Source organism: Gordonia liuliyuniae, from assembly GCF_021738805.1.
GTDB lineage: Bacteria > Actinomycetota > Actinomycetes > Mycobacteriales > Mycobacteriaceae > Gordonia > Gordonia liuliyuniae.
In genome coordinates this window covers 371,167-396,427 of record NZ_JAKKOR010000009.1, presented here as the reverse complement: position 1 = coordinate 396,427, position 25,261 = coordinate 371,167, and the positions used below count along the sequence as shown (strand labels likewise).

Below are 25,261 nucleotides of genomic sequence, written 5' to 3'. Positions count from 1 at the left end.
GGGCTACTTCGGCTCCACGTTGCGGCGGGTACGCCGAGCCATCCGACGCTGGTGGTCACGGACTTCCTCGCCTGCGGCCGGCCGCGCCTCCCACCGGCCCTCGGATCGCAGTTCCCAGCAGCGGGTACGCGAGTCCATCGCGGAGTCGAAGATGTCCTGCAGGTCAGCGACGAGACGATGATCGCGTACTTGGACCATCACCTCCACGCGTCGGTCGAGGTTGCGGTGCATCATGTCTGCGCTGCCGATCCAGTACTCGTCCTGTGCCCCGAAGTGCAGGATGCGCGAATGTTCGAGGAACTGGCCGAGGATCGACCGAACGACGATGTTCTCGCTGAGTCCGACGATTCCTGGTTTGAGCGCGCAGATGCCGCGGACCACGACGTCGACGGGCACGCCCGCACGCGACGCGCGATAGAGTGCGTCGATCACCTGCTCGTCGACGAGGGCGTTGGCCTTGAGTTGGATGCGGGCGCGTGCGTCCCCGTTCTCGAAGGCGCGGATCTCACCGTCGATCCGGTCCACTATTCCCTTGCGGATACCGGCGGGCGCGACGAGGAGATTGCGATACTCCTGCTTACGTGAGTATCCGGTCAACGTGTTGAACAGGTCGGTCAGGTCAGCTCCGACCTCCGGCGCCGCGGTGAACAGGCCGACGTCCTCGTAGAGGCGCGCCGTCTTCGGGTTGTAGTTGCCGGTGCCGATGTGGCAGTAGCGGCGGATCGTGGAACCCTCGCGCCGTACCACCAGGCACGTCTTGCAGTGCGTCTTGAGGCCGACGAGACCGTAGACCACGTGGACGCCCGCCTGCTCCAGTTTGCGTGCCCACTTGATGTTGGCCTGCTCGTCGAATCGTGCCTTCAACTCGACGAGGGCGACAACCTGCTTGCCTGCTGCCGCCGCGTCGATCAACGCGTTGACGATCGGTGAGTCGCCCGACGTTCGGTACAGCGTCTGCTTGATAGCGAGGACGTGCGGGTCGGCGGCGGCCTGTTCGATGAAACGTTGGACGCTCGTCGAGAACGAGTCGTACGGGTGATGGACGAGGACGTCCCCGTCACGCAGCGTCGAGAAGATGCTCTTGGGCGTCTCCCGCTCACCGAACGCGGGATGCGTCTTCGGGACGAACGGTCGCTCCTTGAGGGCAGGCCGGTCGAGGCCGTACACCTGCCAGAGGGCGGTCAGGTCGAGGAGGCCGGGGATCTGGACGACGTCGACGGCGGCGACGTCGAGTTCACGCAACAGCATCTCGAGCATGTGCTCGGTCATGTCGTCGCCGACTTCGAGGCGGACCGGCGATCCGAAACGCCTGCGCGCCAACTCACGTTCGAGCGCCTGCAGGAGGTCCTCGTCGCGGTCCTCGTCGACCTCGAAGTCGGCGTTGCGGGTCACCCGGAACAGGTGGTGGTCGACGACGTCCATGCCGGGGAACAGTTCGGAAAGGTTCGCCGCGATCAGCTTCTCCAACGGCAAGAAGAGCACCGGGGCCGGAGTGTCCTCACGCCCGCGGTCGGAGTCGCCGGTCAATGTGTCGACCCGGATGAACCGGTTGACGTTGTCGGGCACCTTCACGCGCGCGAAGTGCTCGCTGCCCTCGATGCGATCGCGCACGGTGACGGCCAGGTTGAGACTCAGGCCGGAGATGTACGGGAACGGGTGTGCGGGGTCGACGGCCAGCGGCGTCAGCACCGGGAACAGTTCGTTGTGGAAGTGCTGTCGCAGCCGGGACTGCTGCTCCGGTGTCAGCTCGGTCCATTCGACGAGGCGGATGTTCTCGGCCTCCAACGCGGGCGCCACCGAGTCGATGAAAACGCGCGCGTGCCGGTCGGCGATCTTCTGCGACCGGGACGCGATCATCTGCAGTTGCTCGCGCGGCGAACGGCCGTCCGCCGACCGCACGCTGAGGCCCGTCTCGTCGCGGCGTTTGAGCCCCGCGACGCGGACCATGAAGAACTCGTCGAGATTGGACGCGAAGATCGCCAGGAACTTGGCGCGTTCGAGGATCGGCATCGATTGGTCCTCGGCCAGCGCCAGGACCCGCGAGTTAAAGTCGAGCCAACTCAGTTCCCGGTTCAGGTAGCGGTCCACCGGAAGGTCTGCGTCGACCTCGGGTGTCGCCGTCTCGGCGGGCAGAGCAGACGGCAGCGCGGTCAGGGAAGCGGTCTCGATGTCGTCGGCGGTACTCACCGGTTCATTGTGCCGCATCCGCGGCGTGGTGTCCTGCCGAACCGATCGGCGTCAGCGGTGTGGCGGGCGAGGGCCGCCTGGGTACGCGGACCGAGCCCGAGACCGACTGCGACGGTGAGGTCGTCCGGGGTATCGATGTCGGTGCGGAGGTCGGCCCAGCGCCGTCGCTCCGGATCGAGTTCGACGGCGCCCGCATCGCGGTGGCGGCGCGCCGAATCGATCCCGAAGCGGGGCGTGAAACCCGATGTCGCGACGAGTAGGACGGTGCCGTTGCCCGACCGGTCGGCCACGAAGGCCGCCGGGGCGCCGGTCAGCGCGCGGGCCGCGTCGTCGAGCGCGGCGGCGAGCGAGTCGGGGCGCAGTGCGGGCAGGTCGGCCTGCAGATACGCCGTGCGACCGACCGGCGCCGCGCCGTGCACGAGCGCGGCGTTGAGCGGGGACAGTCCCGCGGTCGGCTCGGGCTCGTCGACGGGCCTCGCGCCGCGGTCGGCGACGAGACGATGCACGTCCGGGTCGGGGCTGACGACCACGGCGTCGGCTCCGACGGTGGCGACAGCGTCGAGTGTGTCGACGAGCATGGCCGACACCAGTGCGGGACGGTCGGCGTCCTCGGGGAGCGGAGTCAGCCGCGACTTGGCGTCCGACAACGACTTCACCGCGAGGACCACCGTGCACCGGGGCGGCGTCGACGCTGGAATGGACATGGCAACCATGGTGCAGCACCGGGGACGTCGACGGGTAGATCGGGTCGACGCGAACCGGGCACGAGTACGGCGGCATGGCTTACGCTGGACGCACTCTCGTGTGGACCGGTGGAGGAGTTGCGTGTGCGTGCAGTGGTGATGGGATCCGGCTCGTGGGGGACCGCGGTGGCGAAGGTGTTGGCGGACGCCGGGAACGACGTCGTGATGTGGGCTCGCCGACCCGAGCTGGCCGAGCAGATCAACACCGGCCACGTGAACGGCGACTATCTGCCGGGCATCGAACTGCCGCAGTCGTTGCGGGCAGTCAGTTCACCGAAGGAAGCACTCGCGGGGCGCGAACTCGTCGTGTGCGCCGTTCCGTCGCAGTCGTTGCGGGACAACCTGTCCCAGTGGCTCGACGACTTGCCGCCCGACGCGATCCTGCTGTCGCTGGCCAAAGGCGTCGAAGTCAGCAGCGGCAAACGGATGAGCGAGGTGATCGCCGAGGTGACCGAGTTCCCGGCCGAGCAGATCGCCGTCCTCTCTGGCCCGAACCTGGCGCGGGAAGTCGCGCAGGGGCAGCCCGCGGCGACCGTCATCGCGTGCGCCGACGAAGACCAGGCCAAGCGGGTGCAGGCGGCGTTCGCGACCGGCTACTTTCGGCCGTACACCAACACCGACGTCGTCGGATGCGAGATCGGCGGCGCGGCCAAGAACGTTATCGCGCTCGCGTGCGGTGTCGCGTCGGGCCTCGGATACGGCGAGAACACGTTGGCGACGATCATCACGCGCGGACTCGCCGAGACTATCCGGCTCGGTGTCGCGCTTGGCGCCGACATCACGACGCTCGCCGGTCTCGCGGGAGTCGGCGACCTCGTCGCGACCTGCTCGTCGCCGCTGTCGCGCAACCGCACATTCGGCGCGCGGCTCGGTGAGGGCGCGAACCTCGACCAAGCGCAGGCGGCGACCAACGGCCAGGTGGCCGAGGGGGTGAAGTCGTGCCGGTCGGTGCGGGCACTCGCGCAGACCCACGGTGTGGAGATGCCGCTCACCGAAGCGGTCTACCTGCTCTGCCACGAGGGGATGACCGTGCAGGACATGGTGACCAACCTATTGGGGCGGTCCACCAAACCTGAGGTGTACGGCCCCGTCTAGCCTCGCCTACTTCCCGAAGTCGAGCGGCGCGCGGGTCAGCTTCTGGGCGATCAGCGTCGAGACATCGGTGATCGGAGCGTTTCCCGACCCGGAGGGCAGCCACATCGCGACGTACGGGCGGTGGTCGACGCTGACGTACGCTTGCCCCCGCCCGTCGACGGTGTCGGTCATAAACCACTGGATCGCGTCGATGACCTGCAGTCCGCTGGTGGGGGCCAGTCCCTCCGGGCGTGCCACACCGCAGCGGACGACGATCGGGTCGGAGCCGTCCATACTCCAGCGGACAGTGGTGCCGTCGACGGACTTCCCGCCGTAGTCGCCGAGGGTCTCGGGCAGCGCGTCGAGGAACGCAGGACACTTCTGTGCGTCCTCGCCCTGCGCCGTCGAATACTCGTCGACGGGGATCGGGCCGGAGTCGGGCCGAGTTGAGAACTTGAAGGCCGCGAAGGCGATGAACACGCCGATCACCACAACGGGAACGGCGACCAGGGTCGCGATGAGCGCGGGGCTCAGCGGTGAGCGCTGACCCTCGTCCGGGGTCTCGGCTTCTGGTGTGTCGGCCATGGGTGCCAGGATAGCCAGCGCCGCTGTGTGACCCCGCTCGCCAGTAGGATCGGGCTGGTGCAGACAGTCAGTGAGGTCGGCGAACGGCGATTGATCGCGATGTTCACCGAGGCGGCGGCATCGACCGACGACGATGTCGTGATCGGTTCGGGCGACGACGCCGCGGTGTTCACCGCGCAGGGGCCGGTGGTGGTTAGCACGGACACCGCAGTCGCGGGACGGCACTTCCGGTTCGACTGGTCGTCGCCGGAACAGATCGGTGCCCGCGCGGTGGTGCAGAGTGCCGCCGACATCGCGGCGATGGGCGGTCGCCTCACCGGGGTGACCGTCTCACTCGGCTGTCCGCCGGAGACGTCCGTCGACCGTCTGCTCGCCGTCAACTCCGGCATCGTCGACCAGACGCACGCCTACCGTGCACGTGTCCTCGGCGGCGACCTCGTGTCGGCGCCTACCGTCGTCATCACCGTCACGTCGATCGGGGTGCTCGACGACGTCGCACCGGTCACGCTGTCCGGTGCCCGCTCAGGCGAGGTCTTGGCCGTCAGCGGACCGCTCGGCGGTGCGGCTGGCGGACTCGCGGTGCTTTCGGCCGTCGAGCACGGGGCGGATCCCGCACTCGTCGACCGACATCCGGTGGCATTGGCCGCCTACCGTCTGCCCCAACCGGATCTGGGCGCCGGGCCTCGTGCCGCGGCCGCACGCGCGACGGCGATGACCGACGTGTCCGACGGCCTCGTCGAAGAACTGGTGACGTTGGCCGCGTCGTCGAACGTGCGGCTGGACGTCGAGTCGGCGCTGGTGCCCCGCGTCGCCGGTCTCGACGCGGTCGGCGAGGATCTCGCGGTCGACCCGGTGCGCTGGGCGCTCGGCGGCGGCGAGGACCACGTCCTGCTGGCGGCGTTCGCTTCGGGTACGGTGCCCGCGGACTGGACGCCCATCGGGGTCGTGTCGGCCGGTAGCGGTGCGTTCGTCGACGGAGAGCCCGTCGGATCGATCCGCGGTTGGCAGTCATTCACCCAGACGTGATCGACGTGGCGTGCCAGTGATTAGATGCACTCATGGCTGTCTATGCGCTCGGCGATCGTGAGCCGACCCTCGGTGAAGACGTGTTCATCCATCCCGACGCGACGGTGATCGGCGCCGTCACTTTGGGCGACGGAGTCTCGGTGTGGCCGGGCGCGGTCCTGCGAGGCGACTACGGAACCATCACCGTCGGTGCGCGCACCAACATCCAGGACGGCACGGTCGTGCATTGCACGTTCACCGAGCCGACCGTGATCGGCGAGGGGTGTGTCGTCGGCCACAACGCGCACATCGAGGGCGCCGAGATCGGCGACGGATGCCTGATCGCCTCCGGATCGGTGGTGTTGAACGGGTCGACGGTGGGTGCGGGTTCGATCATCGGCGCCGGCGCAGTCCTCGCGTACGGCGCGACGGTGCCCGAGCGGTCGATGGCGCTCGGCGTGCCCGCGAAGGTTCGCGAAGGCCACGTCGTTCCGGAGGGACATCTGGCGGCGAACACCGAACTGTACTACCAGAACGCCCAGTTCTACCGGGCCAACCTGCGCCGGATCGACGGATGAGCCCCAAGCCGCTCGCTGAACTGCTCGATCCCGGCTGGGCGCAGGCGTTGACGCCGGTCGCCGAGCAGATCACCGCGATGGGCGAGTTCCTGCGCGCCGAGAACGAGGCGGGCCGCCGGTACCTGCCCGCGGGCGCGAACGTGTTGCGGGCGTTCACCCAGCCGTTCGACGAGGTCCGGGTGCTCATCGTCGGACAGGACCCGTATCCCACGCCGGGACACGCCGTCGGCCTGAGCTTCTCCGTGGCGCCTGACGTGCGACCGGTGCCGCGCTCGCTGCAAAACATCTACACCGAGTACTGCGACGATCTCGGTCACCCTCGACCGTCGACCGGCGACCTCACCCCGTGGGCGCAGCAGGGCGTCCTCCTGTTGAACCGGGTCCTCACGGTGATGCCGGGTGAGCCCGCATCGCACCGCAACCGAGGCTGGGAGATCGTCACCGAGTGCGCGATCAAGGCACTCGCCGCCCGCGACGAGCCGCTCGTCGCGATTCTGTGGGGCAACGATGCGCGCAAGCTCACTGCGTGGATGCCCGACGTGCCGACCATCGAGTCGGCGCACCCGTCGCCGCTGTCCGCGTCGCGCGGCTTCTTCGGATCGAAGCCGTTCAGCCGTGCGAACGAGGAACTGCTCGACCTCGGCGGAGATCCGGTCGACTGGGTGCTGCCGTGAACCGGCGCTAGCGCACCGACCCGAAGTCGGGTGCGCGCTTCGCGATGAACGCGTCGACGCCCTCGATGCCCTCGGGCGTCGACGACAGGCGCGAAATTGACTGCGCTTCTGCGTTGACGTGATCGGTGAGCGTCCGGCCTGCGGAGTCGTGGACCAGACGGCGGATCGCGGTCATCGATCCGCGCGGCCCGGCGGCGAGCTGAACGGCGGTCGCGCGTGCGGTGTCAGTGACGGCGTCGTCGGCGACGACCTCGGCCAGCAGGCCCAAGTCGAGCGCGCGCTGGGCGTCGATGATCTGGTCGGTCATGATGATGTGCCGCGCGCGGGCCGGGCCGACGGCGCGCGGGAGCGTCCACGACATGCCGCCGTCGGGGGATAGGCCGATGCCCGGATATGCGGGCCGAAGCTTGGTCGTGGTGCCGCCGATCGCGATGTCGGCGTGCAGCACCATGCTCATCCCTGCGCCTGCGGCCCACCCGTTGACGGCGGCCACGACGGGTAGGCCCGTCTCGTACAGCCTGCCGATCATGTGGTGAAGGTCGTCGGCGAGGCCGCGGAGGTATTCGGCGCGGTCGTCCGCCGCGGCGAACGCGCCGACGTTCCCGCCCGCACAGAAGTTCTTGCCGGTCGATGCGAGCAGGATCGCGCCCGCGTCGACCTGGCCGCGCGTCACCCGGTCGAGTTCGGCGGCACCGGCGAGCACCAGGTCATGGTCGAGTGCCGTCCCGTTGTCGGTGGTGGCGAGCGGGAGCGTCAGCACACCGTCGTCGAGGGTGATCACGTCACTGGGGGAGGAAGTCATGAGAAGACCTTACCGAGCGAGCGTTCGGCAGCCGATTCTGGTCCACTCGCTCGATCAGCGGATCGGGATCGATCAGCGTATGGCGGTCTGCGTGAGGGTTGCGAACACAACGATCGCCGCCCGGTGAACCGGACGGCGGTCGTGGAAAGCTGGGTAGCGCAGTGATCCTCAGACGGAGGCCTTGCCCGCCTTCAAGCAGGAGGTGCACACGTTCTTGCGCTTCTTGTTGCCCGGGGCGACCTCGACACGCACAGACTGGATGTTCGGGTTCCAGCGGCGGTTGGTGCGCCGGTGCGAGTGCGAGACCGACTTACCGAATCCGGGGCCCTTGCCGCAAACGTCACAAACGGCAGCCATAGCGAACTCCCTTGGTAGAAAATGGTCTGGTCTCTTCGCCCACACGGCGCGTGAGCTATCACGCAGCCGCAATAGGCAACCCGACAAGAGTAACCCGCGATCGGGCCCGCGCCAAATCCTGGCCGTCAGGTCGAGTGAGCTGTATCGGTGTCCGACGGCACCGGTAACCTCGGACACGACTCTACGTTTCGGGGGTGGACTAATGGCCTACGGCGGTACCGCGGTCAATCCGCAGTTCATCCGCGACTGGGCGCTCGCATGCGCGGACGGTCTCGCGGCCTCACGCGGCGAGATCAACGATCTGAACGTTTTCCCGATCCCCGACTCCGACACCGGCAGCAACATGGCGAATACCATGGCCGGAGCGGTCGGCGCGCTCGACGCCGTCGCGGCGGACGCCGATCTGCAGACGGTCACCCGCGCGCTCGCCGACGCCGCGGTCATGAGCGCTCGAGGCAATTCCGGGATCATCCTCGCCCAGCTGTTCGTCGGGCTCGCCGACGCCGCAGACCTCGCCGTCGCCGAGAACGATCTCGGCTTCAACCGGCTGTGCATCAACGGACTCCGGCTCGCCGCGTTGTCGGCTCGACGCGCGGTCGCCGAACCCAAAGAGGGCACCGTCCTGACACTACTCACCGTGGCCGCACAGACGGCGTCGGAGAGCGCGGCGCGCCCGCCGGCCGACCTCGTGCGCGCGGTCGCCGAGAACTCGGCCGAAGCGCTCGATCTCACGACCGATCAGTTGCCTGAACTGACGAAGGCCGGGGTCGTCGATGCGGGCGCCCGCGGCTTCCTGGTGCTCGCCGACGCGCTCGTGTCGGTCGTCACCGGCGTCGCCAACAAGCGCCGCGTCTACCGCGGTTCGCTGAGCGGTCCGGGCGGACTGCAGATCGGCGAGTGTTCGGCCGACGGCGACACCGCTTTCGAGGTGATGTACCTCCTCGACGGGGCGGACGCCGCACTGATCGCCGGATTGCGCGACCGTCTCGGCGAGCTGGGGGACTCCGTCGTCATCGTCGGCGACAGTTCGGCGGGGTCCGAGCAGTTCTCCGTCCACGTCCACACTGACGAGCCAGGAGCCGCAGTAGAAGCGGGCCTCGCGCTCGGCGCGGTCCGGGACATCCGGATCAGCTGTTTCATGCTCGACGCCTACCGCGCTGCGCCCGGCGCGAACGAGCCGCCGCCCCGGTTCAAACGAGCCGTCGTGGTCCTCGTGCGGGGCGACGGTGCGGAAGAGCTGTTCACCGCGGCGGGCGCATCCGTCGTGCGCGCCGACCACGGTGTCCACCCGTCGACGCTCGGTGAAGCGATCCGAGCGACCGACAGTGCGCACGTCGTCGTCATGGGCAACGGGATGATGTCGTCGCAGGACCTCGTCGCCGTCGGCGCGCACGCCCGGTCGACGCAGCGGTCGGTGGTGTTCCTGCCGACGATGTCGATGGTGCAGTGCCTGTCGGCGCTCGCCGTCCACGATCCCGGCGGAGAACCCGACGTCGACGCGTTCGCGATGGCCGAAGCCGCCGCGGCCACCCGGTGGGGTTCGCTCGTCCGGTCGACATCGAAGATCATGACCCTTGCGGGCACCGCCGAGATCGGCGACACGCTCGGACTCATCGGTTCCGACGTCCTCGTCATCGCGAAGGAGCAGTCGCAGGCGGCGACCGCGCTGCTGGACCTCATGCTCTCGACCGGTGGCGAGATGGTCACCGTCCTCGCGGGCTCCGATCTCGCCGACGAGGCGCGGACGGCGATCGTTGAGCACGTCCGCGCCCACTATCAGGGCATCGAGTTGGAGGTGCACGAGGCGGGCCAGACCTCCCATCTGCTGCAAGTGGGGGTCGAATGATGCTGACGACAGCGTCGCCGCTCACCGACTCGTCGATCGATCCGAAACTCATCACGAAACTCGCTGGGCTCGAGCTGACGACCGTCGGCGAGCTTCTCCGGTACGTCCCGCGCCGCTACATCCGGCGAGGCCAAGTGTCGGCGACTGAACGCCCGGAGCCCGATGAGTGGATCACCGTCATCGGGCGCGTCGAGAAGTCGCAGATGATCGCGATGAAGCGGCGGTACGGCAAGTTCCTCAAGATCGTCGTCAACGATGGTCAGAACCGCTACGAGGCGAGCTTCTTCAACGCGAAGTACATCCAACGGGTACTGGTGTCCGGGGTGCGGGTGGCTCTCGCGGGCAAGGTCAAATACTTCAACAACCAGATCCAGCTGTCGCACCCGGACTGGCTGGTGCTGCCCGACGACGGGATGGACGTGCACGGCACGTCGATGATGGCCGAGCTTCTCGCCGACGAGCGCGGCGGTCCCGCCGACGACGGTGCTGATGGTCCGGAGGCGTTGACTGGCACCGCCGACGACGTCGAACACTTCAGCCGCGCGATCATCCCGATGTACCCCGCCACCCGCGACGTCCAGACGTGGGAGATATGGCGCGCCGTTCGGCAGGTCGTCGCCGACACCGTGCCCGCCGCCGATCCGTTGACCGGCGAGCAGCGAAGCGCGCGTGGATTCATCACCAGCGATGAAGCGATCCGGCACATCCATCTGCCCGACACGATGGACCAGGTGGAGCAGGCCAGGGACCGACTCAAGTTCGATGAGGCGCTCGCGGTGCAGACCGCTCTTGCGCAGCGTCGCGCCGACCTCGGCGCCGAGGTGGCGATCGGTTGTCCGCACGTGCCGGGCGGGCTCGAAGACCAACTCGCCGAACGACTCCCGTTCGAGCTGACCGGCGGCCAGAAGACGGTGCTGTCCGAGATCGGCGACGACCTCGCCGTCGATCACCCGATGAACCGTCTCCTGCAGGGCGAGGTGGGTTCCGGCAAGACCCTCGTCTCGCTGCTGGCGATGCTCCGCGTCGTCGACAACGGACACCAGTGCGCGATACTCGCGCCAACCGAAGTCCTTGCCGCCCAGCACTATCGGACAGTCATGACGATGCTCGGCGACCTCGCGCGCGGCGGTGAACTCGGTGGTGCCGACGGGGCGACCCGCGTCGGCCTGCTCACCGGGTCGCTCGGGACCGCCGCGAAACGGCAGACGCTCCTGGACGCGGTGACCGGCGACTCCGGCATCGTGATCGGTACTCATGCACTCCTGCAGGGGAACGTCGAGTTCTTCGACCTCGGCATGGTGGTCGTCGACGAACAGCATCGCTTCGGCGTCGAGCAGCGTGACGTGCTGCGCGGCAAAGGACGAGAGGACCGGCGCCCCCACTTCCTCGTCATGACGGCGACGCCGATCCCGCGAACCGTGGCGATGACGACGTTCGGCGACCTCGACACATCCGTGATGACCGAACTTCCGCGCGGGCGGCAGCCGATCAAGACGACCGTCGTCCCGATGAGCAAGCCTGCCTGGGTCGACCGGGTCTGGGAGCGAGCGAACGAGGAGATCGACGCCGGCCGACAGGTGTACGTGGTGTGCACCCGGATCGGCGACGAGGAGTCGAACAAGAAAACCCCGGGGAAGAAGGCCACTGGGAAGAGCACGCGGACGAAGGCCGAGGAGAAGGAGGACGACACCGTCTCCGTCCTCCAACAGGCACAGATGCTGGAGACCGGTCCGCTCGCCGCACGTCGGATCGCGGTGCTGCACGGCCGGATGCACCCGGACGACAAGAACGACGTGATGGACGCGTTCACCCGCGGCGACGTGGACGTGCTCGTGGCCACCACCGTCATCGAAGTCGGCGTCGACGTGCCGAACGCGACGACCATGGCGATCGTCAACGCCGAACGCTTCGGGGTCAGTCAACTGCACCAGTTGCGCGGCCGCGTCGGCCGCGGCCGACATGCCGGGCTGTGCCTGCTGATGACGGCGGCGCACGACCTGTCGGCGTCGATGGAACGGCTGAAGGCCGTCGAAGCGTCGAACGACGGGTTCGAGTTGGCGATGGTCGACCTACAGCAACGTCGTGAAGGCGACATCCTCGGTGCGCTCCAGTCGGGCGGTAAGTCGTCGCTCAGCTTCCTCTCGCTCATCGACGACGTCGACGTGATCGCCGACGCTCGCGACCTGTCCGAATCGATCGTCGACGGCGACCGTGACCTCACCGACCATCCGGCCCTGGCCGACCTGGTCCGCGCCGTGCTCCTGCCGTCCCGTGCGGAGTATCTCGAGAAGTCGTAGCCGGTCTCGGGAACCGCACGCCCGCCTCGCGCGTCTGACTCTAAGGGGAGGAAGCGATGCGGTGGAGGGACTGGCGGGCACGCCGACGCGGCGGCGCGACCCGGTTGACGGTCGGACAGTGGGGCGGGTTGGCGGTGTTCGCCCTGCTGGCGGTCCTCGTCGCGGTGGGAGTCGGTCCGCCGCGCGGCGACGGCCCGCGCGTGCCCGTCGCCCGTGTCTCGCAGGCGTCGACGGTGTTCGCGGCTCTGACCGTGGTCCCGGCCAGGCCGCCGCACGACTCTGCCTACGACCGCGGCGCGTTCGGAACGGCGTGGACCGACGCCTCTGCTGCACCGGGCGCGGGCAACGGCTGTGACACCCGCAACGACATCTTGGCTCGCGACCTGGCGGTGTCCGGACGGGTGTCGATCGATTCGTGTCCACGCGCGGTGTCGTCGGGCGTGTTGACGAGTCCGTACACGGGTCGGTCGGTCGTCTTCGAGCGGGGACGTTCGTCGGCCGCGGTGCAGATCGACCATGTCGTTCCGCTCGCGTACGCGTGGGACATGGGCGCCAAGGACTGGCCGCGCGAGCGCCGCACCGCATTCGCGAACGATCCGGCGAATCTCGTCGCCGTCGACGGGGGCAGTAATCAGGCCAAGTCGGACGCCGAGCCGGCCGTGTGGATGCCGCCGCTCGACGGCTTCCGCTGCCAGTACGCGGTGCAGTTCGTCACGGTGCTGGGCGAGTACGGCCTGCCGGTGGACGAGCCGTCGCGCACGGTCCTCGGCGCCGCCTTTGAACTGTGTTGACGCGCGCAGACGTTAGCGCCGAGCGCCGCTAGCCGAGCATCTTCTTCATCTCGTCGATCTCGGTCTTCTGGGTGTCGACGATACTGCGGGCCATCGCGACGGCTTCCGGATTCTGCCCGTCGTCGATCTCGGTCTGAGCCATCGTCACTGCGCCCTCGTGGTGCCCGATCATCCGCTGCAGATACAGGCGGGCGGCGTCCTCGCCGGGGGCTGAGTTGAGCTCAGCGAGGTCGGCGTCGGACACCATTCCGTCCATGTGGTGTCCGCTCATGTCGGTGTCGGCCGGGGCGCCCCAGTCGCCGAGCCAGCCGGTGAGCTGCTGGACTTCGGGCGCCTGCGCGGACTTGATCGACTCGGCGAGCTCCCGGACGTCGTCGGGTACCCCGTCCTTGGCGAGAAGGATGTCGCTCATCTGCACCGCCTGCAGATGGTGGGGGATCATCATCTGCGCGAACATCACGTCGGCATCGTTATGCGTGCCCTGCGCCTGCTCTCCGGAGGACGCGGGCATCGACATCGACGTCATCGACCCGTGGCCCTCGTGACCGTTGTTCGCCGCATCGTCCGAGTCGGAGCAAGCTCCGAGGACGGCGACGGCCGCGGCCACCGCCACGCCGCAGACGATCGTGCGGCCGGTCATCGGCTGGGGCTTCTTCATCGCGGCATCCATCAGGCGGACCTCTTCTCTAGCGGCATCGGTTCCTCACCGAGTCTTCCCGAGGAACTGACGGATTCGGTGCGACGTCTCCTCAAGATCTCCTCAAGGCGGCCGACCGTCATGATGGATGTCATGAACTACACCGACGCCGCGGATCGTGCAGCCGGACCCGCGCGAGACTTACGGGCGATGGTCGTCGACGACGAGCCCGACCTCGCGCGACTCGTCGCGTCATACCTGGAACGCGACGGCTTCGAGGTCGCGGTGACCGGCGACGGCGTGCAGGCCGTCGACCTCGCGCGCAGCGTCGATCCCGACCTGATGGTGCTCGACCTCGGTCTGCCCGGGCTCGACGGCGTCGAAGTGTGCAGGCGGCTGCGCGAGTTCTCCGACGCGTACGTGGTGATGTTGACCGCGCGTGCCGACGAAGTCGACACCCTCATCGGACTGTCGGTCGGCGCCGACGACTACCTGACGAAACCGTTCAGCCCGCGCGAATTGTCTGCCCGCGTCCAGGCGCGGATACGTCGTCCCCGCGCAGGTCTAGGCGGGCCCCGGACGGTCCGGACAGACCGCGAGACACGGGTGTTCGGTGACCTCACGATCGACGTCGCCGCACGCGTGGTGACGCTGGCCGGTTCGCCGATCCACCTGACCCGGACGGAGTTCGACGTCCTCGCCGTCCTGTCCGCTGATCCCGGCGTGGTCGTCACACGCAGTGCGCTCATCGACGCGGTCTGGCGGACTGGGTGGGACGGAGCCGACCACCTCGTCGACGTCCACATCGGGCATCTGCGTCGCAAACTCGGCGACGACGCGGCACGCGGACAGTATGTGACGACCGTTCGCGGAGTCGGCTACCGGATGGGCGCAGGCCGATGACCAGCCCGCAGCGGGCGAGATTCGGCACCAGGCTGTTCCTCGGGACGACTCTCGTCGTGCTCGTCTGCCTGGTGACCGCGACCCTGGTCGCGGTCGTCATCGCGCCGGGCATGTTCCACGAGCACCTCCATCAGGCGGGCATCTCGGGTGATGACGGACTGACCGACCACATCGAGATGGCTTTTCGCGGCACGCTCCTGCGTGCGTGGGCGCCCGCAGCGGCAGCCGCCGTCGTGGTGGCGATCGTCCTCAGCTGGTGGGTGGCCCGTCGCGTGGAGCGCGCGGTCGGCGAGTTGTCGACGTCGACGGGTCGGATCGCCGCAGGCCGCTACGAGACGCGCGTCGACGCGTCCGGACTCGGACGGGAGTTCGCCGAGCTCGCCGACGCTGTCAACGAACTCGCACGACGCCTCAACGAGACCGAGACGACGCGGCGCCGGATGGTCGCCGACCTCGGACATGAGATGCGGACCCCGATCGCGACCATCGAATCGCACTTGGAGGCCGTCGAGGACGGTGTCCGTGCCGCCGACGCGGACACGATCGGCGTCCTCCGGACGGGCACGCAGCGTCTGCGCCGTCTCGCCGAGGATTTGAGCGCGGTGTCCCGCGTCCAGGAGGGGATCGTCCAGGAGGGAATCGACCGGATCCGGCCCGAACCGACGGGTGCCCGATGCCTCGTGGACGCGGCGGTGGCCGTCGCAACTCCCTCGTACGATGCCGCGGGGGTCGCGCTCGCCGCGACCGGAGACGACATCCCGCTGACCGTCGACCCCGCACGGGTGGGGCAGGTCCTCGGAAACCTGTTCGACAACGCCCGCAGGCACACGCCGCCCGGCGGCACCGTCACCGTCACCACGACTCACCGCGGACCCGACGTCGTCTTCACCGTCGCCGACACCGGCTGCGGGATAGCAGCCGAGCACCTCTCGCACGTCTTCGACCGGTTCTACCGCGCCGACGACGCCCGCACGAGGCGCGACGGCGGCAGCGGGATCGGCCTGACCATCGTCCGTGTCCTCGTCGAGGCACACGGCGGATCGGTGACGGCCTCCAGCGCCGGACCTGGCGCCGGCGCGGTGTTCACGGTGACGCTCCCCGCCGCGGGACCGGCCAGCGCCGAACCGTCGGACCGCCCCGCTAACCTGGACTCATGAGTGCACCCACCGACACCGACGTCGTCGCCGTCGTCACCGGACTCGCGGCCGCAGCGCAGAAGGCTTCGCGAGGCCTCGCCACGCTGACCACCGCGCAGAAGGACGCTGTTCTCCTGGCCGCCGCGGCCGCCATCGATGCGGCCGCGGACGTGATCCTCGCCGCCAACGCCGAGGACGTCGACCGTGCGGAGGCGGCGGGGACCGAGGCCGCGCTGATCGATCGCCTCCGGCTCACCCCCGAACGCATCGGGGGCATCACCGGCGGGCTCCGCCAGGTGGCCGCGCTGCCCGATCCGGTCGGGCAGGTCGTATCGGGCAAGACGCTCCCGAACGGTCTCGACCTCCGCCAGATCCGGGTGCCGTTGGGCGTCGTCGGCTTCGTCTACGAGGCGCGTCCCAACGTGACCGTCGATGGGTTCGGCATCGCGTTCAAGTCGGGCAACGCCGTGCTGCTCCGCGGGTCATCGTCGGCGGCCAGCTCGAACGCGGCACTCGTCGACGTTCTGCGCGGAGTGCTGTCCGACAACGCGGTCAGCGCGGACGCCGTCGCGCTGCTGCCCAGCGAGAGCCGCGACAGCGTCACTGCGCTCATTCAGGCCCGGGGGCTGGTCGACGTGGTGATCCCGCGAGGCGGAGCCGGCCTGATCTCGGCGGTCGTCCGCGACGCCACCGTCCCGACCATCGAGACCGGCACCGGCAACTGCCACGTCTACGTGCACGCCGACGCCGACATCGATATCGCCACCCGCATCGTCCTCAACGCGAAGACCCGCCGACCCAGCGTGTGCAACACCGTTGAGTCGGTGCTCGTCGACAAGGCGATCGCCGCCGACGCGCTCGCGCCGTTGACGTCGGCGCTGCAAGCGCAGGGCGTCGTCATCCACGGCGACGAACCGGGCATGGAGCCCGCCACCGAAGAGGACTGGCACCGCGAATACCTGTCCCTCGACATCGCAGTGAAGGTCGTCGACGGACTCGACGAGGCGATCGACCACATCGACACCTACGGCACCGGTCACACCGAGGCGATCATCACCAGGTCGCTGCAAGCGGCGCAAGAGTTCACTGCGCGCGTCGACGCCGCCGCCGTCATGGTGAACGCGTCGACGGCTTTCACCGACGGTGAGCAGTTCGGTTTCGGCGCCGAGATCGGCATCTCGACGCAGAAGCTACACGCCCGCGGGCCGATGGGCCTGACCGAGTTGACCTCCACGAAATGGCTTGTGTGGGGCGACGGACAGGTGCGTCCCGCATGAGCGGCGGCGACATAGTTCCCGCGTTCACCGGCGCAGCCGACGTCACCGCGCGTCTCGCCGAGACCGGGTATCTCGCCGACGGTCCGACGTCGACCACGACGTTCCTCGCCGACCGACTCGGCAAGCCGCTCCTCGTCGAAGGCCCTGCGGGGGTCGGCAAGACCGAGCTCGCTCGCGCCATCGCGCAGGCGACCGGAGCCGAGCTGATCCGGTTGCAGTGCTACGAGGGCATCGACGAGGCGCGCGCCCTCTACGAGTGGAACCACGCGAAGCAGATCCTGGCGATTCAAGCCACGGACAACCGGGACTGGGACGCGACCAAGAACGACATCTTCTCCGAAGAGTTCCTCCTCGCGCGGCCACTGCTGACGGCGATCTCGCGCACCGAGCCGACCGTGCTGCTGATCGACGAGATCGACAAGGCCGACGTCGACATCGAAGGGCTGCTCCTGGAGGTGCTCAGCGATTTCGCGATCACCATCCCGGAGATGGGGACGGTGAGGGCCGCACGTCGGCCCATCGTGCTGCTCACCTCGAATGCGAACCGTGAGCTGTCGGAGGCGTTGAAGCGGCGCTGCCTGTACCTGTACATCGACTTCCCGGACGCGAACCTCGAACGCGAGATCCTGGCCTCCCGTGTCCCGGACCTGCCGCAGAAGGTCGCCGAAGAACTCGTGCGCGTCGTCGGCGTGCTGCGCGGACTCGACATCAAGAAGAAGCCGTCCGTCGCTGAGACCATCGACTGGGGCAACACGCTCCTCGCGATGACCGCCGGGAGCGGCGCGGCAGGCGAAGAGTCGGCCCTGGAGGCCATCAAGGGCGGACGACTCGACGAATCGCTGATCGCCAAGACCCTCGGCGTCGTCCTCAAGCACCGTCCCGACGTGACCACCGCGATCCGCGAACTGAAGCTGGGCTGAGGCGCATGGGCGCCGAGGCGGTCGTCGACACGCTGACGGGTTTCGTCGAGGATCTGCGCGGGCGAGGGATCACTGTCGGGCCGTCGAACCTGATCGACGCGGGGCAGGCCATGACTGTCCTCGACCTGCTTGACCGTGAGTCGCTGCGCGAAGGGCTCGCGGCGACCCTGCTGTCGGACCACAACCACCGCGACACGTTCGACCTGTGTTTCGAACTCTGGTTCCCGCTCGGCAACGCGGCGCGCCTTGAGGCGTTCGAGATGCCGAGCGACGAGGACGGCGACGTCGACGTCGAGGCACTGCGTGAGATGATCGTCGACGTCCTCGCCGATCCGGAGGCGACGGCCGATGGGCGTTTCGACCAGTTGGTCGCGTCGATCGTCGCCGAGATGGGGCGATACGAGTCGGCGCGTGGCGAATCGTATTCGGTGTACCAGGCTATGTCGCAGATCTCGCCGCAGACGTTGATCGCGCGGATCGCCGCCGCGATGGCGGGCGGCCAGGGCAGCGACGGCGAGCGGGCGGGCACCGACGCCCTCAACCGGCAGGCCGCTCGCGGTGCGACCGACCGGCTGCGCGAGGCCGTCACCACCGAGACGCAGCGCCGCATGGCGGAGGTCCGCGGACGGGACGCGGTGTCGTCGTACGCGGTGCCGAAACTGCCGGAGAACATCGACTTCTTCTCGGCGAACGCCCAGGACATGATCAAGATGCGGCGCACCATCGACCCGATCGCGCGTCTGCTCGCGGCGAAACTGGAGTTCCGACGTCGCCGCAACAAGCACGCCGCCGTCGACGTCCGCGCCACCCTCCGCGCGTCGATGTCGACCGGCGGGGTGCCGATCGACCTGCGGCGTCGCAAACCGCGGCCGGGCAAACCCGAACTGATCATCATCTGCGATGTCTCCGGGTCGGTCGCCGGATTCAGTCAGTTCACCCTCCAACTCGTGTATGCGCTGCGCCAACAGTTCTCCAACGTCCGGGTGTTCGCCTTTGTCGACACGGTCGACGAGGTCACCGACTTCTTCGCCCACGGGAACGACGACACGCAGTTCGGCACCCGCATGACGGAGATGCTGTCGACGGCGCGGATCAGCACCCGCGACGGACACTCCGACTACGGACACATGTTGAAGGGGTTCGCTCAGACGTATCTGGACTCGTTGACGCACCGCAGCGCGCTGCTCATCCTCGGCGACGCCCGCAACAACTTCCGGCCCGCGCATACCGACTCGCTGGCGAAGATCCGCGAACGGGTCCGCAACGCGTACTGGCTCAACCCGGAACGCAAGCAGGCGTGGGATTCGGGCGACTCGTCGGCGAGCGTCTACGCCGCCGAAGTCGACATGTTCGAATGCCGCAACGCCGATCAACTCGGTCGGGTGATCGCCGATCTGCTGCCGGTGTGAGGCTGCTACCGGAATGACACTGGGGCGCACCGCGTAAACTCACCGTCCATGTCATCGGAGACCGCGCGACCGCGCCGGATCGGCGTCATGGGCGGCACATTCGACCCGATCCACAACGGCCACCTCGTCGCCGCGAGCGAGGTCGCCGACCGGGTGAAACTCGACCAGGTGATCTTCGTCCCGACCGGCCGACCGTGGCAGAAGGAGGGCGAGCACGCCTCTGACCCGTCCCGGATGGTCAGCCCGGCCGAACACCGGTATCTGATGACCGTCGTCGCGACCGCGTCCAACCCGCGGTTCACGGTGAGCCGCGTCGACATCGAACGCGAGGGCGTCACCTACACCGTCGACACGCTCCGTGACCTGCGTGACGCGTTCCCGGACGACGAGCTCTACTTCATCACCGGTGCCGATGCGCTCGAGACCATCCTGACCTGGCATGATTGGGAAGGACTTTTCGAGCTCGCGAACTTCATCGGCGTGTCGCGGCCCGGATACGAACTGAACGTCAAACATCTGACCGAACATCTGGCGACCAAACCCGCCCGGTCGTTGCAGCTTATCGAGATCCCCGCCCTGGCGATCTCGTCGACCGACTGCCGCGACCGCGCCGCTGCGGGTCGACCCGTCTGGTACCTGGTGCCCGACGGCGTCGTGCAATACATCGCCAAGCACGGTCTGTACCGAAAGGAACCCAGTGAGCGCGTCTGAAGAATCCACCGCGATGGCGACCATCGCCGCCCATGCGGCCGTCGACCGACTGGCGACGAACGTCGCCGCAATCGACGTCTCCGAACAGCTCGTCATCACCGACATCTTCCTGATCGCGTCGGCCGACAACGAGCGCCAGGTCACCTCGATCGTCGAAGAGGTCGAAGACAAGTTGCGTGCGGCCGGCCACCAGCCGCTCCGCCGTGAGGGCACCCGCGAGGGCCGCTGGGCGCTCTTGGACTACGGCGAGCTCGTCGTGCACGTTCAACACGACGACGAACGTGACTTCTACGGTCTGGAACGGCTCTGGAAGGACTGCCCGCTGGTCGAGCTCGACGGTGTCGAGCCCGCCGCCCGGCCCGAAGGCGACCGCGACGACGACCTCGTGCCGGGCACGGAGTGAGAGGCGACCCGGATCCGGGCGACTCCAGCGTCGAGCGGCTGACGCCGCGCGTACGCCGCCTGATCCTGCTGCGCCACGGCCAGACGGTCTACAACGCGACGCAACGGATGCAGGGCCAGCTCGACACCGATCTGTCGGATCTGGGCGTCGAGCAAGCGCGGATCGCCGGGGAGTCGATGGCCACCAGGTCGCCGTTGGTGATCCTGGCGTCTGACCTGCGTCGTGCCCACGAGACCGCCATGGCCGTCGGTACGGTGACCGGTCAGGACGTCACCACTGATCAGCGTCTGCGCGAGACGCATCTCGGCGACTGGCAGGGAATGACCCATGCCGACGTCGACGCCGCGATGCCGGGCGCACGCCGGCACTGGCGCGACGACGCGACCTGGTCGCCGCCGGGCGGGGAGAGTCGGGTCGACGTCGCCGCGCGCATGGTCCCGGTGGTGGCCGAACTCGTCGCGGGCCTCGACGACTGGGGGAACGGCAGCGATCCCGACGCTCCCGTGGTGCTGGTGGCGCACGGCGGGTGCATCGCCGCGTTGACGGCGAGCCTCCTCGGGCTACCCGTCGCGAACTGGCCGATCCTCGGCGGTCTCGCCAACACTGCGTGGGTTCAACTGTCGGGGCATTCGACGACCGACACAGACCCTCCCGTGTGGCGGCTGGACGTGTGGAACGCGTCGGCCGAATCTGCTGTCCAGTAACGTCAGAGCGGCCAACAGCTAGGAGCACGCGTGTCCGGTTCGGTTCTTGTCCTCGGGGACTCCCTGTCGTACTACGACGAGACGGGTGGTCTGGCCGCCGACGATCGGCGGATCTGGCCGAACATCGTCGGCGAGCGGGTCGGGCGGCGCGTCGAACTGTTCGCCCGCATCGGCTGGACGAGCCGCGACGTGTGGTGGGCGACGACCCAGGATCCGCGGATCTGGGCCGAACTTCCGCAGGCCGACGTCCTGGTCCTCGCGTACGGCGGGATGGACTCGCTGCCGTCACCGCTTCCGACGGCGTTGCGTGAACAGATCAGATACATCCGGCCCGCGGCGCTGCGTCAGCGTGTTCGCGACGCCTACGCATGGCTGCAGCCGCGACTGTCGCCGCTCGGCTGGCCGATGGCGCTACCGCCCCGGGTGACCGTCGATTACTACGAGAAGGTCCGCGGAGCCGTCGCGCACCTGCGGCCCGACCTGCCGATCGTCGTCTGTCTGCCGCCGACGCACGACAGCCCCTACTACGGCAACGCGCACCCCGGGCGTATCGCGACGACCACCGCGATCGAACGGTGGGCGCGCGCACACGATCTGCCGACGGTGTCGTTCTACGAGACGACGGCGGCCGCGTTCGCCGATCCGGACACGACGATGAATCCCGACGGCATCCACTGGAGTGTCTCCACGCACGCTGCGATCGCCGAGGTGACCGCTCCCGTCGTCGAGGGGGCGCTCGCCACGGAACCGACACCGGTTAACGTGTAACCGTGCCTGTCGTCATCGTCACCGATTCGTCATCGCGGTTGCCTGCGTCACTGACCGATGTTCACACGATCACCCAGGTCCCGCTGCATGTGACCCTCGACGACGGGACCGAGTACCTCGAAGGCCGCGACGATGTCCCGCCCGATGTCGTCGCAGCGTCGGGTGCCACCACGTCGGGCGCGAGCCTGGCGGATCTGCGCCGCGCGTACGAGGAAGCGGTCGCACGCAGTGACGGCGACGGCGTGGTCGCCGTCCACATGTCACGTCGACTGTCCGGAACGTGGAGCGCGGCGCGACTGGCCGCCGACGCCGTCGACGGTGAGGTCCGCGTGGTCGACTCGCGGTCGGTCGGTGTGTCCCTCGGATTGACGACGATGGCAGCCGTGCAGGCCGCGGAGGCCGGCGCGACCCGCGACGAGGTGTACGAGACGGCGGTGCGTGCCGCGGCGACCGCGGAGTCGATGCTGTGCGTGCAGAGCCTCGACAACCTGCGCCACAGCGGCCGACTCAGCCTGACCGGCCGCCTGTTGGGTTCGGCGTTGTCGATCAAGCCGATCCTGCACATGTCCGACGGACTCCTGGCTTTGCGGGAACGGCACCGGACCATGACGAAAGCGATCGCGAAGATGGTCGACGCCGCCGTCGAACTCGCCGACGGGGAACCGGTGACACTCGGTGTCCAGCACTGTCAGAACCCGGACCTCGCGTCGGAACTCCTCGACACGATGCTCGAACGCGTCGACGACGTCACGTCGTCCTTGATCGTCGATCTCGGTCCCGTACTCGGCACCCACGTCGGCCCCGGCGCCGTCGGGGTCGCTCTCGGCTTCGGGCTGAACCCGCTCGACTGACTCACTCGACTGGGCTCTCGTGATGCGCCACAGCTGTGGACAACCAGCAGGCCATCCACAGTTGGGCGGTTTTACCGGTTCGAGCCTTTCATGATGCGGTGTCTCGACCTACCGTCCACGCATGGGGATGGAACTGCGGGCGGGCCGGGACCGCGACTCTGGGCCGGATCGATTGTCACGACTGATCAGCGCGCGCGCCGACACGCCAGCCGACGAACGCGATGACGAGAGCAACGACGTCGTCGCCGACCGGTGGGGCGAGACGGCGATGCCGGACTGGCTTGACACTCGGCGGGGGAGGCAGACGTGGAACGCGCGCCGGTCGTCTGGGTTCGAGTGTCTCGACGAGGAGGACGCGGAAGCTGCGGTCCACGGTGAGACGGGCGACAACGAGACGGCCCACGATGAGACGGGCGACGACGAGTACGACGAGTGGGAGGCGCCCCGCAGACGTTGGACCATGCTGCCTCCGGCCGCCATCGGGTTGATCCTGGTCGGGTTGATCGGATGCGGTTTCGCAGGCTACTCGCTGCTGAAGCAGAACGAGCCGGCGACACCGTTGGTGGCATTCGACGCCACGGCCGGCTCGACGCCGCCGTCGACGCCCGATGTCCCGGCGGCCACGAGTGAAAAGAACACACCTGCGGAGGTCGTCGTCAGTGTGGTCGGTCTGGTGCGCCGGCCGGGCCTGGTGCGACTGGCGGCCGAGTCGCGCGTGGCCGACGCGCTGGCGCGGGCGGGCGGCACCCGTCCGAACGCCGACACGATGAGTCTGAACCTGGCGCAGATCGTGCACGACGGCGATCAGATCCTGGTCGGGCAGAAGGGCGACGGCCAGGTCCGCAGCGCGGTGGTTGGTTCCGGCGGGGCGGCGGGGTCTGGCGGGGCCTCGGGGTCTGGCGGGAAGTCGGGGTCGGGCGATTCCGCCGGCGCGGGCCAGTTGGTGAATCTGAACACGGCTACCGAGGCGGAACTCGATGCGCTGCCGGGGGTGGGACCGGTGACGGCGCAGTCGATCATCGCGTGGCGGGAGGCCAACGGTGCCTTCGCGTCAGTCGACCAGCTCGCGGAAGTCGACGGTATCGGTGAGGGGCGGCTGGCCAAGCTGCGCCCGCTGGTCGCCGTCGGCTGATGATCGACCTCCGGTTGGCCGCGCCCGCGGCAGCCTGCTGGGCGACGACCGTCGTGACACTTCTCGTGCCGACCGGCGGGTCGCGAGTCGTTGTCGGGCTGCTCGCCGTCGGCGCGGCCGCCGCCGGATGGTGGAGTCGTGATCCGCACCGTCGGCAGGCGGCGGTGACGGTGGCCGCAGTGTGCGGGATCGGCGCGGCGGCGGGCGCGGTGGCATTGCTGCGGATCGCCGCCGTCGATGCCGCACCGATAGCCGACACCGTCGGTAAGCCCGTCGTCGCGATGACCGTCGACGGCGACCCGATGTACTGGCCGGGGCAGCACCGATTCAGCGTCGCCGTCCAGGTGGACGCGGTGTCCGGGCGTACTCAACGTCCGGTGGCCGCGCGGCTGACCGCGTCGTCGGACGTCGGCGATCTGCTGCCGGGGGATCGGCTGTCGGCGCGGGTCCGCATCGCCGAGGCGGCCGCGCCCGGCCGAGATCGTCTCGTCGCCGCGGACCTCACCGCGGTCGGTGACGTGCGCAGACTCGGCGTCGCTCCGTGGTGGCAGCGCGCGGCAGGCGTCGTGCGGCTCCGGCTGCGCGAGATCGCAGCGGGCGCGCTCGGCGGTCGTGCCGGTGGTCTGCTGCCCGGCCTGATCCTGGGCGACACCAGCGGACTCGACCAGGCCACACGCGACAACTTCCGCGCGGCCGGCCTGTCGCACCTGTTGGCGGTGTCCGGCGCGAACCTCGTGCTCGTGGTCGGTGCGGTACTGCTGTGCGTTCGCGGCTTGGGTGCTCGGCCGCGCACGGTGTTCGTTGTCGGTGTGGTCGCCGTCGTCGGGTTCGTCATCGTGGTGCGGCCGACCGACAGTGTGTTGCGTGCGGCGGTCATGGGCGGTGTCGGATTGGCGGCAGTCCTGTCGTCCAGGCGGTCGCAGGCATTGCCCGCGCTCGGCGCAGCGGTGATCGTCGTGGTCCTGTGGTGGCCGGAGATGGCGTTGGCACCGGGGTTCGCGCTGTCCGTGGCGGCGACGCTCGGTCTGGTCCTGTGGTCGGTGCCGATCCGTTTCGCGATGACCAACCGTGGCGTGCCCGAGTGGGCTGCCGCCCTGTTGTCGATGACGGTGGCCGCGCAGATCTTGACGACGCCGCTGGTGATCGCGCTCAGCGGGCAGGTCAGTGTCTTCGCTGTACCTGCGAATCTACTTGCGGCACCGGTGGTCCCGCTCGTCGGCGTCGCCGGGACCCTCGCGGCGGCGGTCGGCGCGCTCGGGCCTCGGTACGGGGTGCAGATCGTGCCAGCCGAACTCCTGGTGCGTGCGACGGGACCGCCAGTCCGTTGGCTCGTCGTCGTCGCCGACCGTCTGGGCGGTCCCGGCTGGGTCTCGCCCCAGGTGCCCGGGGTGCTCGCGGCCGTGATTCTCGTCGTCGTCGGTGCCGGCACGGCGCATTTCATCCGGACGAGAATCAGGGCCCGCAATTGAGC

Annotated in this window: 25 protein-coding genes; 19 read left to right on the top strand and 6 right to left on the bottom strand. The window is 68.7% G+C overall.

All coding sequences use genetic code 11. The features are described from left to right. Window positions 1–3: 3 nt before the first annotated feature. Window positions 4–2,205, bottom strand: coding sequence for an RNA degradosome polyphosphate kinase (locus tag L5G33_RS13705; RefSeq protein WP_236998726.1), 2,202 nt, complete (start codon window positions 2,203–2,205; stop codon window positions 4–6). Then, entirely contained in the window at window positions 2,184–2,891 is a 708-nt protein-coding gene (cofC, locus tag L5G33_RS13700; RefSeq protein ID WP_308191575.1) for a 2-phospho-L-lactate guanylyltransferase, read from the bottom strand. The genes L5G33_RS13705 and cofC overlap by 22 nt, the downstream gene beginning before the upstream one ends. A 123-nt stretch (window positions 2,892–3,014) precedes the next feature. Here cofC and L5G33_RS13695 point away from each other — a divergent pair, with 123 nt between their 5' ends. Beyond that, on the top strand, window positions 3,015–4,025 hold the full coding sequence (locus tag L5G33_RS13695; protein WP_236998724.1) for an NAD(P)H-dependent glycerol-3-phosphate dehydrogenase: 1,011 nt from the start codon (window positions 3,015–3,017) through the stop codon (window positions 4,023–4,025). Between the two features lie 6 nt (window positions 4,026–4,031). On the opposite strand, the gene L5G33_RS13690 is transcribed toward L5G33_RS13695, so the two are convergent. Beyond that, a complete protein-coding gene (locus L5G33_RS13690; RefSeq protein WP_236998723.1) occupies window positions 4,032–4,589 on the bottom strand; it encodes a DUF3515 domain-containing protein in 558 nt (185 codons plus the stop codon). A gap of 57 nt (window positions 4,590–4,646) precedes the next feature. On the opposite strand from L5G33_RS13690, the gene thiL reads away from it, so the two are divergent. From thiL to L5G33_RS13675, 3 genes are read left to right on the top strand one after another with little or no spacing between them, the layout of a single operon-like run. Beyond that, complete coding sequence (gene thiL, locus L5G33_RS13685) at window positions 4,647–5,615, top strand: thiamine-phosphate kinase (RefSeq protein WP_236998722.1); 969 nt, start codon at window positions 4,647–4,649, stop codon at window positions 5,613–5,615. A 32-nt stretch (window positions 5,616–5,647) separates the two neighbouring features. Next, window positions 5,648–6,172 carry a gamma carbonic anhydrase family protein gene (locus L5G33_RS13680; protein WP_236998721.1) on the top strand — a complete coding sequence of 175 codons (525 nt, stop codon included), beginning with the start codon at window positions 5,648–5,650 and terminating at the stop codon, window positions 6,170–6,172. Continuing rightward, window positions 6,169–6,846: a uracil-DNA glycosylase gene (locus L5G33_RS13675; RefSeq protein WP_236998720.1), complete on the top strand. Its 678-nt coding sequence runs from the start codon at window positions 6,169–6,171 to the stop codon at window positions 6,844–6,846. The genes L5G33_RS13680 and L5G33_RS13675 overlap by 4 nt, the downstream gene beginning before the upstream one ends. Before the next feature lie 7 nt (window positions 6,847–6,853). Here L5G33_RS13675 and L5G33_RS13670 read toward each other — a convergent pair whose 3' ends face one another. Next, entirely contained in the window at window positions 6,854–7,648 is a 795-nt protein-coding gene (locus tag L5G33_RS13670; RefSeq protein WP_236998719.1) for an enoyl-CoA hydratase/isomerase family protein, read from the bottom strand. Between the two features lie 168 nt (window positions 7,649–7,816). Beyond that, window positions 7,817–8,005, bottom strand: a complete 189-nt coding sequence (rpmB, locus tag L5G33_RS13665) for a 50S ribosomal protein L28 (RefSeq protein ID WP_236998718.1) — start codon at window positions 8,003–8,005, stop codon at window positions 7,817–7,819. 202 nt (window positions 8,006–8,207) lie between these two features. Between rpmB and L5G33_RS13660 the strand changes: the two genes are divergently transcribed. Genes L5G33_RS13660 through L5G33_RS13650 form a run of 3 tightly spaced genes read left to right on the top strand, consistent with a single transcriptional unit; the run spans window position 8,208 to window position 12,939 of the window. Further along, window positions 8,208–9,851 (top strand): DAK2 domain-containing protein, encoded by a 1,644-nt coding sequence (locus L5G33_RS13660; RefSeq protein ID WP_236998717.1) that lies wholly within the window; start codon window positions 8,208–8,210, stop codon window positions 9,849–9,851. Continuing rightward, on the top strand, window positions 9,848–12,148 hold the full coding sequence (recG, locus tag L5G33_RS13655; protein WP_372476910.1) for an ATP-dependent DNA helicase RecG: 2,301 nt from the start codon (window positions 9,848–9,850) through the stop codon (window positions 12,146–12,148). Before L5G33_RS13660 ends, recG begins: the two co-directional genes overlap by 4 nt. A 56-nt stretch (window positions 12,149–12,204) precedes the next feature. Further along, window positions 12,205–12,939 (top strand): HNH endonuclease family protein, encoded by a 735-nt coding sequence (locus tag L5G33_RS13650; protein ID WP_236998716.1) that lies wholly within the window; start codon window positions 12,205–12,207, stop codon window positions 12,937–12,939. A gap of 28 nt (window positions 12,940–12,967) precedes the next feature. Here the strand turns inward: L5G33_RS13650 and L5G33_RS13645 are convergent, their stop codons facing one another. After that, entirely contained in the window at window positions 12,968–13,597 is a 630-nt protein-coding gene (locus tag L5G33_RS13645; protein ID WP_236998715.1) for a DUF305 domain-containing protein, read from the bottom strand. Window positions 13,598–13,729: 132 nt separating this feature from the next. On the opposite strand from L5G33_RS13645, the gene L5G33_RS13640 reads away from it, so the two are divergent. The 12 genes from L5G33_RS13640 (at window position 13,730) to L5G33_RS13585 (ending at window position 25,259) form a co-directional block, all read left to right on the top strand. After that, window positions 13,730–14,479, top strand: a complete 750-nt coding sequence (locus tag L5G33_RS13640) for a response regulator (RefSeq protein WP_236998714.1) — start codon at window positions 13,730–13,732, stop codon at window positions 14,477–14,479. Continuing rightward, complete coding sequence (locus L5G33_RS13635; RefSeq protein WP_236998713.1) at window positions 14,476–15,636, top strand: sensor histidine kinase; 1,161 nt, start codon at window positions 14,476–14,478, stop codon at window positions 15,634–15,636. Before L5G33_RS13640 ends, L5G33_RS13635 begins: the two co-directional genes overlap by 4 nt. Beyond that, window positions 15,633–16,892 carry a glutamate-5-semialdehyde dehydrogenase gene (locus tag L5G33_RS13630; protein WP_236998712.1) on the top strand — a complete coding sequence of 420 codons (1,260 nt, stop codon included), beginning with the start codon at window positions 15,633–15,635 and terminating at the stop codon, window positions 16,890–16,892. Before L5G33_RS13635 ends, L5G33_RS13630 begins: the two co-directional genes overlap by 4 nt. Then, entirely contained in the window at window positions 16,889–17,812 is a 924-nt protein-coding gene (locus tag L5G33_RS13625) for an AAA family ATPase (protein ID WP_236998711.1), read from the top strand. Before L5G33_RS13630 ends, L5G33_RS13625 begins: the two co-directional genes overlap by 4 nt. 5 nt (window positions 17,813–17,817) lie before the next feature. Further along, entirely contained in the window at window positions 17,818–19,221 is a 1,404-nt protein-coding gene (locus L5G33_RS13620) for a vWA domain-containing protein (protein ID WP_236998710.1), read from the top strand. Between the two features lie 48 nt (window positions 19,222–19,269). After that, window positions 19,270–19,932 carry a nicotinate-nucleotide adenylyltransferase gene (gene nadD / locus L5G33_RS13615; protein WP_236998709.1) on the top strand — a complete coding sequence of 221 codons (663 nt, stop codon included), beginning with the start codon at window positions 19,270–19,272 and terminating at the stop codon, window positions 19,930–19,932. Next, the gene (gene rsfS, locus L5G33_RS13610) at window positions 19,919–20,335 is read left to right on the top strand and encodes a ribosome silencing factor (RefSeq protein WP_236998708.1); all 417 of its coding nucleotides are present in this window, start codon (window positions 19,919–19,921) and stop codon (window positions 20,333–20,335) included. The genes nadD and rsfS overlap by 14 nt, the downstream gene beginning before the upstream one ends. Continuing rightward, a complete protein-coding gene (locus tag L5G33_RS13605; RefSeq protein ID WP_236998707.1) occupies window positions 20,332–21,039 on the top strand; it encodes a histidine phosphatase family protein in 708 nt (235 codons plus the stop codon). Before rsfS ends, L5G33_RS13605 begins: the two co-directional genes overlap by 4 nt. Window positions 21,040–21,069: 30 nt before the next feature. Beyond that, the gene (gene octT, locus L5G33_RS13600) at window positions 21,070–21,807 is read left to right on the top strand and encodes a diglucosylglycerate octanoyltransferase (RefSeq protein WP_236998706.1); all 738 of its coding nucleotides are present in this window, start codon (window positions 21,070–21,072) and stop codon (window positions 21,805–21,807) included. A gap of 2 nt (window positions 21,808–21,809) precedes the next feature. Further along, window positions 21,810–22,658, top strand: a complete 849-nt coding sequence (locus L5G33_RS13595) for a DegV family protein (RefSeq protein WP_236998705.1) — start codon at window positions 21,810–21,812, stop codon at window positions 22,656–22,658. Window positions 22,659–22,779: 121 nt separating this feature from the next. After that, the gene (locus L5G33_RS13590; protein ID WP_236998704.1) at window positions 22,780–23,790 is read left to right on the top strand and encodes a helix-hairpin-helix domain-containing protein; all 1,011 of its coding nucleotides are present in this window, start codon (window positions 22,780–22,782) and stop codon (window positions 23,788–23,790) included. Next, entirely contained in the window at window positions 23,790–25,259 is a 1,470-nt protein-coding gene (locus L5G33_RS13585; protein ID WP_236998703.1) for a ComEC/Rec2 family competence protein, read from the top strand. Before L5G33_RS13590 ends, L5G33_RS13585 begins: the two co-directional genes overlap by 1 nt. Window positions 25,260–25,261: the final 2 nt, after the last annotated feature.

Coding starts and splice junctions, on each gene's coding strand:
- rpmB (WP_236998718.1), bottom strand. CDS start 8,005: ATGGCTGCCGTTTGTGACGTTTGCGGCAAGGGCCCCGGATTCGGTAAG.
- L5G33_RS13620 (WP_236998710.1), top strand. CDS start 17,818: ATGGGCGCCGAGGCGGTCGTCGACACGCTGACGGGTTTCGTCGAGGAT.
- L5G33_RS13625 (WP_236998711.1), top strand. CDS start 16,889: ATGAGCGGCGGCGACATAGTTCCCGCGTTCACCGGCGCAGCCGACGTC.
- L5G33_RS13680 (WP_236998721.1), top strand. CDS start 5,648: ATGGCTGTCTATGCGCTCGGCGATCGTGAGCCGACCCTCGGTGAAGAC.
- L5G33_RS13590 (WP_236998704.1), top strand. CDS start 22,780: ATGGGGATGGAACTGCGGGCGGGCCGGGACCGCGACTCTGGGCCGGAT.
- L5G33_RS13690 (WP_236998723.1), bottom strand. CDS start 4,589: ATGGCCGACACACCAGAAGCCGAGACCCCGGACGAGGGTCAGCGCTCA.
- nadD (WP_236998709.1), top strand. CDS start 19,270: ATGTCATCGGAGACCGCGCGACCGCGCCGGATCGGCGTCATGGGCGGC.
- L5G33_RS13640 (WP_236998714.1), top strand. CDS start 13,730: ATGAACTACACCGACGCCGCGGATCGTGCAGCCGGACCCGCGCGAGAC.
- L5G33_RS13650 (WP_236998716.1), top strand. CDS start 12,205: ATGCGGTGGAGGGACTGGCGGGCACGCCGACGCGGCGGCGCGACCCGG.
- L5G33_RS13635 (WP_236998713.1), top strand. CDS start 14,476: ATGACCAGCCCGCAGCGGGCGAGATTCGGCACCAGGCTGTTCCTCGGG.
- L5G33_RS13705 (WP_236998726.1), bottom strand. CDS start 2,205: ATGCGGCACAATGAACCGGTGAGTACCGCCGACGACATCGAGACCGCT.
- L5G33_RS13675 (WP_236998720.1), top strand. CDS start 6,169: ATGAGCCCCAAGCCGCTCGCTGAACTGCTCGATCCCGGCTGGGCGCAG.
- L5G33_RS13645 (WP_236998715.1), bottom strand. CDS start 13,597: ATGAAGAAGCCCCAGCCGATGACCGGCCGCACGATCGTCTGCGGCGTG.
- L5G33_RS13630 (WP_236998712.1), top strand. CDS start 15,633: ATGAGTGCACCCACCGACACCGACGTCGTCGCCGTCGTCACCGGACTC.
- recG (WP_372476910.1), top strand. CDS start 9,848: ATGATGCTGACGACAGCGTCGCCGCTCACCGACTCGTCGATCGATCCG.
- L5G33_RS13670 (WP_236998719.1), bottom strand. CDS start 7,648: ATGACTTCCTCCCCCAGTGACGTGATCACCCTCGACGACGGTGTGCTG.
- L5G33_RS13585 (WP_236998703.1), top strand. CDS start 23,790: ATGATCGACCTCCGGTTGGCCGCGCCCGCGGCAGCCTGCTGGGCGACG.
- L5G33_RS13660 (WP_236998717.1), top strand. CDS start 8,208: ATGGCCTACGGCGGTACCGCGGTCAATCCGCAGTTCATCCGCGACTGG.
- cofC (WP_308191575.1), bottom strand. CDS start 2,891: ATGTCCATTCCAGCGTCGACGCCGCCCCGGTGCACGGTGGTCCTCGCG.